At 63.8% G+C, this 9055-nt stretch carries 10 protein-coding genes and 2 pseudogenes; 4 read left to right on the forward strand and 8 right to left on the reverse strand.

What is annotated here, in order from left to right:
- Positions 1 to 59: 59 nt before the first annotated feature.
- From FCU66_RS40265 to FCU66_RS40275, 3 genes and pseudogenes are all read left to right on the forward strand, one after another.
- Positions 60 to 844: pseudogene (locus FCU66_RS40265) on the forward strand (SDR family NAD(P)-dependent oxidoreductase).
- 63 nt (positions 845 to 907) lie between these two features.
- Complete coding sequence (locus FCU66_RS40270; RefSeq protein ID WP_136622665.1) at positions 908 to 1216, forward strand: putative quinol monooxygenase; 309 nt, start codon at positions 908 to 910, stop codon at positions 1214 to 1216.
- Positions 1217 to 1281: 65 nt separating this feature from the next.
- The gene (locus FCU66_RS40275; protein ID WP_136622666.1) at positions 1282 to 2382 is read left to right on the forward strand and encodes an AbrB family transcriptional regulator; all 1101 of its coding nucleotides are present in this window, start codon (positions 1282 to 1284) and stop codon (positions 2380 to 2382) included.
- A 24-nt stretch (positions 2383 to 2406) separates the two neighbouring features.
- Here the strand turns inward: FCU66_RS40275 and FCU66_RS40280 are convergent.
- From FCU66_RS40280 to FCU66_RS40300, 5 genes and pseudogenes are all read right to left on the reverse strand, one after another.
- Positions 2407 to 2583: pseudogene (locus FCU66_RS40280) on the reverse strand (MFS transporter); the annotation flags it as partial.
- A complete protein-coding gene (locus FCU66_RS40285; protein ID WP_136622667.1) occupies positions 2580 to 2909 on the reverse strand; it encodes a hypothetical protein in 330 nt (109 codons plus the stop codon). The pseudogene FCU66_RS40280 and the gene FCU66_RS40285, both read right to left, overlap by 4 nt.
- Before the next feature lie 2 nt (positions 2910 to 2911).
- Entirely contained in the window at positions 2912 to 3475 is a 564-nt protein-coding gene (locus FCU66_RS40290) for an isochorismatase family protein (protein ID WP_136622668.1), read from the reverse strand.
- A gap of 55 nt (positions 3476 to 3530) precedes the next feature.
- Positions 3531 to 3992, reverse strand: coding sequence for a MarR family winged helix-turn-helix transcriptional regulator (locus FCU66_RS40295; protein ID WP_136622669.1), 462 nt, complete (start codon positions 3990 to 3992; stop codon positions 3531 to 3533).
- A gap of 82 nt (positions 3993 to 4074) precedes the next feature.
- A complete protein-coding gene (locus FCU66_RS40300) occupies positions 4075 to 4962 on the reverse strand; it encodes a LysR family transcriptional regulator (protein WP_136622670.1) in 888 nt (295 codons plus the stop codon).
- Positions 4963 to 5108: 146 nt separating this feature from the next.
- On the opposite strand from FCU66_RS40300, the gene FCU66_RS40305 reads away from it, so the two are divergent.
- A complete protein-coding gene (locus tag FCU66_RS40305; protein ID WP_136622671.1) occupies positions 5109 to 6644 on the forward strand; it encodes an MFS transporter in 1536 nt (511 codons plus the stop codon).
- Here the strand turns inward: FCU66_RS40305 and FCU66_RS40310 are convergent, their stop codons facing one another.
- From FCU66_RS40310 to FCU66_RS40320, 3 genes are read right to left on the reverse strand one after another with little or no spacing between them, the layout of a single operon-like run.
- Positions 6645 to 6959 carry a nuclear transport factor 2 family protein gene (locus FCU66_RS40310; protein WP_136622672.1) on the reverse strand — a complete coding sequence of 105 codons (315 nt, stop codon included), beginning with the start codon at positions 6957 to 6959 and terminating at the stop codon, positions 6645 to 6647.
- Positions 6959 to 7735 carry an esterase family protein gene (locus FCU66_RS40315; RefSeq protein ID WP_136622673.1) on the reverse strand — a complete coding sequence of 259 codons (777 nt, stop codon included), beginning with the start codon at positions 7733 to 7735 and terminating at the stop codon, positions 6959 to 6961. Before FCU66_RS40315 ends, FCU66_RS40310 begins: the two co-directional genes overlap by 1 nt.
- A gap of 4 nt (positions 7736 to 7739) precedes the next feature.
- On the reverse strand, positions 7740 to 8906 hold the full coding sequence (locus FCU66_RS40320) for an ATP-grasp domain-containing protein (protein WP_136622674.1): 1167 nt from the start codon (positions 8904 to 8906) through the stop codon (positions 7740 to 7742).
- Positions 8907 to 9055: the final 149 nt, after the last annotated feature.

The following is a 9055-nucleotide window of genomic DNA, read 5'->3' on the forward strand; positions in this document are numbered from 1 at the left end:
CTTCGGAATCAGGACACTAGGGCCTACGAAGGACGGGCTGAAATCCCGGAGGACGAACAGTGCCAGCCACAGCCACGCTCAGCATACCCGATCTCGCCGGCAAGGCGGTGCTGGTCACCGGCGCGTCGACCGGCATCGGAGCGGCCCTCGCGCTCGCCTATGCCGCGCAGAAATGCAAGGTGGCGCTGCATTACAATTCGAGTCAAGCCGCCGCCGAGAAGCTCGGCATGACGATCGCCGACAAGGGCGGCGAGGTGTTTCTCGTCCAGGGCGATTTCTCCATTGCCGCCGATGTCGAACGCGTCGTCGAGGACAGCGCGCAGTATTTCGGCCGCCTCGACGGGCTGGTCAACAATGCCGGCGGCATGCTTGGCCGCGTGCCCTATGCCGAGCAGACCGAAGCGCATTACGACGCGGTGATGGATCTCAATGCGCGTTCGGTGCTGACCGCCTCGCGCAAGGCGATCCCGTGGCTGAAGAAACAGGGCGGCTTCATCGTCAACACCTCCTCGATCGCCGCGCGCAATGGTGCCGGCGGCGGCGCCGGGCTTTACGCGGCTCGGCCAAGGCTTTCGTCTCCAATGTGACGCGCGGCATGGCCAAGGAGCTGATCGGCTTCGGCATCCGCGTCAACGCGGTGGCGCCCGGCACCATTCTCACCCCGTTCCACGAGCGCTATTCGACCGACGAGCAGATCAAAGGCATGGTCGCCACCATTCCGCAGGGACGCGCCGGCACGGCGCAGGATTGCGTCGGCGCCTATCTGTTCCTCTCTTCCGATCTTCTGAGCGGCTACATCACCGGCCAGGTTATCGAGGTGAATGGCGGCCAGTTGATGCCTTGAGCGGCTATCGGCATACTGGCGATCTGCATGTTCTTGTCGAAAACCTCAAAGGGAGACAACGGAATGTATGGACTGATCGGCAAGATGCGGGCGGCGCGCGGCCAGCGCGACGCGGTCATGGACGTGCTGCGCGCCAGTACCGGCGCCCTGCCGGGCTGCCTGAGCTACATCATCGCCCGCGACCCCGCGGATGCCGATGCGATCTGGGTCACCGAAGTGTGGACCGACGCCGAAAGCCACAAAGCCTCGCTGCAGCTTCCCGAGGTCCAGGCGGCGATCGCCAAGGCGCGGCCGTTCATCGCCGGCTTCGAATTCCAGGTCGAGACCCACCCTGTCGGCGGCTTCGGCCTGGCCGACGCCAAGACCGGCTGAGGCAAGCATCCTTTTTTCGACAAAGCTGGGTTCGCATCGCCCCGCTTCGCGTCTAAGACCGCAACATGGATTCCTCGGCCGAGCAGCCTCCAGACCAGCCCGCCATCGAACGCATGGCGCGGATGCGCAAGCTCTGGCAATGGCTGGCCCTGCTGATCGTTTCCCTGCTGTTTGCCGGCGCGCTGGAACTGGCCGCCCTCCCGGCGGCGCTGCTGATCGGGCCGATGCTGGCAGCCATCGTCGCCGGCACCAATGGCGCCACGGTGCGCGTGCCGCGGCTTCTGTTCGGCGCCGCCCAGGCGATCGTCGGCTGCCTCGTCGCCGGCTCGATCTCGGCCGACATCTTTCCGGTCTTCACCCGGGAATGGCCGCTGTTTCTCGGCGTTGTGGTGGCCACCGTCACGGCCTCCAGCCTGCTCGGCTGGCTGATCAGCCGCTGGCGCATCCTGCCGGGCACCACCGCCGTCTGGGGCTCTTCGCCGGGTGCGGCCACCGCCATGGTGTTGATGGCCGGCGCCTTCGGCGCCGACCAGCGCCTCGTCGCCTTCATGCAGTATCTGCGCGTCATCTTCGTTTCGATGACGGCAGCACTCGTCGCCAAGATGTGGGTCGACACGTCGGGCGTCGAAATCCCCGCCATCATCTGGTTTCCGCCGATCGATGCCCGAGCCTTCGCCGCCACCATCGGCATCGCGCTCGTCGGCGGACTGGCGGGAAAGCTGTGCCGGCTGCCCTCACCCTTCTTCCTCGGCACCTTCATCTTCGGCACCGTCGTCCATCTCGGCTTGGGCGTGGAGATGCAATTGCCGCCCTGGCTGCTGGCTGCCAGCTATGCCATGGTCGGCTGGTCGATCGGCCTGAACTTCACAAGGGCTATCCTGCGCCATGCGACGCGCGCCTTGCCGCAGATCATCGCCTCGATCGTGGCGTTGATCGCCTTTTGCGGTGGCCTTGCCTTCATGATCAGCCATCTCTTGGGCATCGATCCGCTGACCGCCTATCTGGCGACCAGCCCCGGCGGCATGGACAGCATCGCCATCATCGCCGCCGCGGCGCAGAACGTCGACATCTCCTTCGTGATGGCGCTGCAGTCGGCACGCTTCCTGATCGTGCTGCTGGTCGGCCCAAGCGTCGCGCGGCTGGTGGCGAGAAGCGTCAGGCAATAGGCAAAGCCGCCTGCGCCAACCTCACGCCATCACCACGCCCATGGCGGTCGCATTGTTGTGGGGCAGCTGGGTCAGCACCAGCCAGTCCTGGGCGGTGCGCTGCATCCATGTTCCCACATTCGACACGATCGCGCCGCCGGCCCAGATCCGATAGTTGAAATTGGCCAGCAAACGAAAAGTGCCTTTCGCGGGACCGCTCATCCGTCGGCCGGGAAATTGCCGCCGTTGAAGCGGCCGAACATGCGTGCCATCACCATTCCCATAAGGAGGGTGCCCAGTCCCAGCGCGACGACATCAGCCGTGGATCGCAAGTCGAAATCTCCGACACGGATCACCAGGAGATAGCCGATGGCGAGGTTCAGAAAGCCCCACAGAACGTTCACGGTCGAGGACGAATGGCCTTGTCCGTGCGGCTTGGCGAACGGGCTTTGAAAGGGCCGCCCCATCACGCCATTGACGAAATGCGGCACGGCATTTGTCAGCACGGCGCCGCCGAACAGGTAGGACGCATAGTCGATCCATTGCACCGTCAGGCTTCCTTCTTTTCGAGCAGATCGATGATCTCCCGCGTCGTGCCGGTTTCGCCCAGCCTCGGAAAGATGTGCGCGATGCTGTTGGTGTGGGCATCGAGGTTCGTATCGGTCATGGCGTCGAGGGCAAGCGTAACGTTGAACCCGAGATCGCGGGCATGGCGTGCTGTCGCCTCGACACCCATGCTGGTGGCGACGCCGGCGATCACCACCTGGGTGACGCCCTGACTCCTCAGGTGAGCTTCGAGATCGGTGTTGACGAAGGCACCCGCCGTCCGCTTGGTCACCGTGTGGTCTCCCGGCTGCTGCTTCAACTCGGGGACAAGATCAGTCCAGCCGTCGGGGCGGGCTCCCAGGCGAGGTGCCTGCTCCGTCCGGCTCGGAGGCGCGCCGGCAACGTTGACGAGCACGACCGGCAAGCCGCGGCCGCGGAACGCATCGGCGAGTACGGCAGCTTTCTGCACCACCTCACCTATTGGATGGCAAGTGGGCAGCGACACGATGCCTTTTTGCAGGTCGATGACGACGAGCGCCGTCTTCCGGTCAAGCGTGGTGACTGCCATCCATGTTTTCCTTCCGATGATCGGTGCGGCGGCATGTCGGACACCGGGCGATTGGTCAGGAGTCGGCGAGCCGTTTCAACAGTTCGACGGCGCCTGCGAGTTGCTCCTGCTCCCGGCGGTCAAGATTTGTCTGGATGGCGCGGAACAACCAGTCCTGTCGGGCTGCCCGCCCGGCAGCGATCATGTCCCGGCAGGCAACCGTGAGCGACAGGATTGTCTGCCGGCCATCGCTCGGATCCGGCTTGCCCTCCAACAGCCCTGCCGCCTCCAGCGTCGAGACAATGGCGCCCATCGATTGCGGACGCATATCCTGGGCGCGCGCCAACGTCGTCACCGTCGCCTCGCCCTCGCGCTCCAGATGCAGCAGCACCGACTTCTGCGACGTGGTCAGGTCGCCGGCATCGGCCTGTTCACGCAAACGCCGGATCAGCCTGCCGGCCACGACCCGAAGCTCGGCCGCCAGGGCCAGCGCACGCGCGGCTTCGGGGGCGTTCTGCGGATCCAGTTGATCTTTCATGGCCACCTTGTATCATATATGAAGGTAAACTTCAAAGTTAACCTTCATATCTCAAATCACAAGGCCGTTACCCGCTCCTGGCCTATCGCGCCGCTGCAAGGCGCTCGGGAAGGAAATCGACGAACACGCGCACCTTCGGCGACAAATGGCGATTGGAGGGCCACAGCATCCGGAACTGGCCACGGCCGTCGACATGATCGTCGAGGACGGTGCGCAGCCTGTCTTCGTGCAGCGCCTCGCGCACCAGGAAATCCGGCATGCAGGCGATGCCGAGGCCGGCGAGTGTGGCGCCTTTCAACGCCTCCATGTTGTTGCAGGTCAGCATCGAGCGGATCTGCGGTTCAGCGCTTCCGGTAATGAATGGCCACTCCAGCAGCCTGCCGCTGTTGAGGAAGCGGAAGTTTATGCCGAAATGCCTGATGAGATCCGCCGGCACGCTGAGGGTGCCATGGCGGTCGAGGTAGGAGGGCGCCGCGCACAGCAGCATGCGAAAGGGCGCAACGGGTCTCGACACCAGGCGTGAATCGGGCAGCTCGCCGCTTCGGATCGCGACGTCAATGCCCTCGTCGATCACGTCGACGATCCGATCGTTGAAATCGATGTCGAGCTCGATCTCGGGATAGCGGGCCATGAACTCCGACAGCACCGGCAACAACAGATGATAGGTGACGATCGGAGTCGAGATGCGCAGCCGCCCATGCGGCGTTTCCCGTGTCCGCGACAGCATCGCCTCGGCATCGTCGATGTCGTCGAGGATGCGTCGCACCCGCTCGTTGAACAGTCTGCCCTCTTCCGTCAGGCCGATGCGCCGCGTGCTGCGCTGCAGGAGCCGCACACCGAGCTCCTGTTCGAGCCTTGCGACGCTCTTGCCGACGGCGGAAGCGGAAATGCCGAGCGCCCGGCCGGCAGCGATGAAACTGCCGAGTTCGGCGGTACGGGCAAAGGCTATGAGGCCACTAAGGCGATCCATCGCATTCTTCCATTCGAGCGTTTCAGTCCGGTATATGAGGAGATATAGTACTATTTTTCCTGAAATGCCGCCGACCTATCTTGTCATTGCGACCGGCTCCGCAACCACGCGGCCTACCGCGAATGCTGCTTCAGATAGGAAAATCCATGACCTTGAAGTCCACAACCGGTTCTGCCGAGAGATGGCTCGTGCTGTTGTCGGTATGCCTTGCCGCGATGACGATGCCCTTGACCTTCACCGGCCCGGCCGTCGCACTCTCCCGCATCGCGGCCGATCTTGGCGGCAGCCCGGTTGAACTCAACTGGGTGACCAATGCCTTCATGCTGACCTTCGGCGCCACCCTGATGGCATCAGGCGCACTGGCCGACAACCACGGCCGCAAGCGCATCTTCCTCGCCGGCCTTTGCCTCTATGTCCTCGCCTCACTCGGCGCGATGCTCGCGCCTGACATCGTCTGGTTCGACATCCTCAGGGCCGCGCAAGGGATCGGCAGCGCCGCCGCCTTTGCCGGTGGTGCGTCCGCGCTCGCCCAGGAATTCGAAGGGCCATTGCGGCTGCGTGCCTTCAGCTTCCTCGGCACCAGTTTCGGCATCGGCCTCGCCTTCGGCCCGATCGCCTCCGGCCTGCTCATCTCTGCATTCGGCTGGCGGTCGATCTTTCTGCTTGTCGCAGCACTCGCGGTTGCCGCAGCAGCCCTCGGCCAGCGCACCATCAAGGAATCACGCGATCCGGATGCGACGGGCGTCGACTGGGCGGGAGCCGGCACCTTCACGATCGCGCTCGCGTCGTTGACCTATGGCGTGCTGCAGGCCCCGCAGAGCGGTTGGGCCGATCCCCTTGTCGTCACGCTTCTCGGCACGGCCGCCTTCTTCTTTGTTGCCTTCGTCGTCGTCGAGCGACGCGCGCGGCGGCCGATGCTCGATCTCACGCTGTTTGCCTACCCTCGCTTTGTCGGCGTCCAGTTTCTGGCCGCGGCACCCGCCTATGGCTTCGTCGTCCTGCTCGTCCTGTTGCCGATCCGCTTCATCGGCGTCGAGGGGATGAGCGAGATCAAGGCCGGGCAATTGATGATCTGCCTCTCGGGCCCGCTGCTGATCCTGCCGATGCTTGCCGGCCAGCTGGCGCGCTGGATCGCTCCGGCCACGATCTGCGGCGTCGGCCTTCTCATCACCGCCGCCGGGCTTGTCTGGCTGAGCCTGACACCGCCGGTCGACAGTGCGCTGGTGGCGCCGCTGATGCTGATCGGCGTCGGCATCGCTCTGCCCTGGGGATTGATGGACGGGCTTGCCGTCAGTGTCGTGCCGAAGGAGCGCGCCGGCATGGCGGTCGGCATCTTCAACACCACTCGCGTCGCTTGCGAGGGCGTGGCTCTCGCGATCGTCATGGCGACCCTGTCGGGCTTCACCGCCGCACAGCTCGCCGCACAGGGAATGGCGTCTTCAACGCATGCTGCGGCTGCCGCGCAGTTGCTGGTGACCGGCAATCTCGGTGAAACGGCGCTACACCTGCCGCAGGCCGGAGCCGCTGTTCTTGTCCAGGCCTACGAGACGGCCTTCGACAGGCTGCTGATCGTGCTGGCGGCGATCACCGTCATGACCGCCATCGTCGTCTTCCTTGGCCTGCGTCGCGGATCGGCGTCGGAACATGAGGCCATCGCTCTGCCAGCATGCCAGGAAGGGTAGTCAGGCGATGACGAGGCTCGCTATGCGGTTCCCGTCCAGCGTGAAGCTCATGTCGCCCTCGCCGTTGAAGCCGTTGCCTGTGACGGCGATGCGGACGCGGTAGCTGCCCTCCGCCGCCGTGATACGGACGATGCGAAGCTGGGATTTCACGCCGATATTGTCCGACTGGTTCCAGCGTGCGATCTGCTCGCGGCCCTGGAAAGATCGTCCCCAGTCGCTCAGGGATGCGTCGGCTGTGAAAGTGTCGAGAAAAGCGTCGGTATCGCCGGCATTGGTGGCCTCGACGAAACGGCGGATGGGATTGGGCGTGGTCATCAGTCGAGCCTGTGCATCAGATCTTCATCCAGCCAGCGGCCGAAGAAATAGACCAGTTGCTTATGCCACCACGGCCAGTCGTGGCTGACATCGCCGCCCCAATAATCGACCCAGGCGGGAATGGATTTGTCGCGCAGGATCTGTTCCAGCCTGCGCGTTTCGACCAGCATCCGCTCTTCCCAGGCGCCCTGCCCGCAGCAGAAGATCAGCCTGAGCGTCTTCAGCCGGGCAAGCAGTTTCGGATCGACGATGCCGGGCAGATAGTCGAGCGGCGAGTTGTAGAAGATATCGCCTTCAAGCGCCTTGCCGAAAAAGTCGCGGGCCGAATAGACGCCCGACAGCGCAATGACGCCGCAGCCCAGTTCGGGAAAGCGGAAGACGAAGTTCGACGAGTGGTAGGCGCCCATTGAACAGCCCGAGAACAGCGGCTTCAGCTTGCGCCCGCCATTGGCTGCCGCTGCCGTGGACAGGAACTCCGGCAGCGCCTCCTCGCGCACATAGCGGAAATAGGCCTCGTGACGGGCGATGCGGTGGGCGGCGTCGGCATGCTTGTCGAAGAAGGATTCCGAATCGACGCCGTCGACCGTGAACAGCTGGATGCGGCCGGTGTCGATGAATTCGGCAAGTGCGCCCACCCCGCCGGAATCCTCGAACTGGTAGAACCGCCCTTGCGAGGTCGGGAACACCACCACCGGCCGGCCGGCATGGCCGTAGCGCTTGTATTCCATGTCGCGGCCGAGCTTGCCCGAGAAATTCTTGTGATAGGAAATGTCCATCGCCTCACGCCTTTTCCGCGTGGATATACGCGACCGCCTCGCGCAACGCTGCTTCGTCCTTCGAGCGCATCTGGTAGGCGTAATTTCCCATGGCGCGGCTGAAAACCTCTTCGATGGCCTGATGGTGGACGATCTTGTCGCGGTGCGCGGCTAGCACGTCCTCATGGCCATGCAAATACCGCAAGTGCCGCTTGCGGCTGGCATAGGCGGTGAAATACTTGCCCTCGTAGGGCCCGCCGGCGGCATCTTTGACCACCATGTCGGCCCATGCCGCATAGACGTCGATGTCGAACGTATAGTTGATCGCATCGGTCATCCAGGCGCCGGGCGGGCGCATGTTGACCTCCAGCGCGATGATCCGGTCGTCCTTGGTCTCGAACAGCTCGATGTGGAAGAAGCGTTCGCGCACGTCGAATGCCTTCAGGATCTTGCGGCCGGCCTCCTCGATCGCCGGTCTGACCTTGGGAAAGCAGGTGTAGCTCATGTGGCGGTCCTTGTTGACCACCTCCATGATGCTCTGGTCGTAGCGGTGGCTGGCGGCCAGCACCACCTCGCCGTCGCGGTTGACCAGCCCGTCATAGGTCACCACCAGCCCCTCGATGAACTGCTCCATGACGAAGGTCACATCCTCGGGCTTGTCCCTGAAGAACTGGTCGAGCTCTTTGGCGTTGGAAATCTTGAAGGTGTTCGAGGCGCCGGAGCCGCTGTCGGGCTTGACCACGACGGGATAGCCGACGCGGCGGATGAAGGTCATGGCCCCGGCGCGGTCGGAGCATTTGCGCTGTGCGATGGTGTCGACGCCGCTCTTGCGGAAGAAGGCGCGCATGCGGCTCTTGCGCTTCAGATTCTTCACGAAATCGAGCTTGGTGCCATAGATGTTGAAGTCGGTGCGGATGTTGGCTTCCAGCTCCAGCCAGTGCTCGTTGAGCGATTCAAAGCGGTCGATGCGGCCCCATTTGTGGATGAAATGCCCCATCGCCCGGAACACCGGATCGTAGTCCTCCATGTCGGCGACGCGGTAATATTCCGAAAGGGCTGCTTTCAGCTTGGCGTCGAGCGCGTCATAGGGTGCGTCGCCGATACCCAGCACCCTGGCCCCGGCCTTCTTCAAACGGTCGCAGAAATCCGCACCATTGGCGGGAAAATGCGGCGAGAAGAACACGAAATTCATGGACGACCCCCTCCCGGCGATAGAACATCGCAACCCGTCAATGCCCAAGTCTGGCGCATTTGCAGCGCATGGGGAAGAGCACGCATGTTCGGGATAATATCCGACAGATCCCGGCCCGCCATGTGGCCCCACTGTCGGTAGCTAATCAA

The organism is Mesorhizobium norvegicum (genome assembly GCF_004919685.1).
Lineage (GTDB): Bacteria > Pseudomonadota > Alphaproteobacteria > Rhizobiales > Rhizobiaceae > Mesorhizobium > Mesorhizobium norvegicum.

What these genes read in the sequence shown, in the direction of transcription:
- FCU66_RS40270 (WP_136622665.1), top strand. Translation starts at nt 908, where the DNA reads ATGTATGGACTGATCGGCAAGATGCGGGCGGCGCGCGGCCAGCGCGAC.
- FCU66_RS40275 (WP_136622666.1), top strand. Translation starts at nt 1,282, where the DNA reads ATGGATTCCTCGGCCGAGCAGCCTCCAGACCAGCCCGCCATCGAACGC.
- FCU66_RS40290 (WP_136622668.1), bottom strand. Translation starts at nt 3,475, where the DNA reads ATGGCAGTCACCACGCTTGACCGGAAGACGGCGCTCGTCGTCATCGAC.
- FCU66_RS40295 (WP_136622669.1), bottom strand. Translation starts at nt 3,992, where the DNA reads ATGAAAGATCAACTGGATCCGCAGAACGCCCCCGAAGCCGCGCGTGCG.
- FCU66_RS40300 (WP_136622670.1), bottom strand. Translation starts at nt 4,962, where the DNA reads ATGGATCGCCTTAGTGGCCTCATAGCCTTTGCCCGTACCGCCGAACTC.
- FCU66_RS40305 (WP_136622671.1), top strand. Translation starts at nt 5,109, where the DNA reads ATGACCTTGAAGTCCACAACCGGTTCTGCCGAGAGATGGCTCGTGCTG.
- FCU66_RS40310 (WP_136622672.1), bottom strand. Translation starts at nt 6,959, where the DNA reads ATGACCACGCCCAATCCCATCCGCCGTTTCGTCGAGGCCACCAATGCC.
- FCU66_RS40315 (WP_136622673.1), bottom strand. Translation starts at nt 7,735, where the DNA reads ATGGACATTTCCTATCACAAGAATTTCTCGGGCAAGCTCGGCCGCGAC.
- FCU66_RS40320 (WP_136622674.1), bottom strand. Translation starts at nt 8,906, where the DNA reads ATGAATTTCGTGTTCTTCTCGCCGCATTTTCCCGCCAATGGTGCGGAT.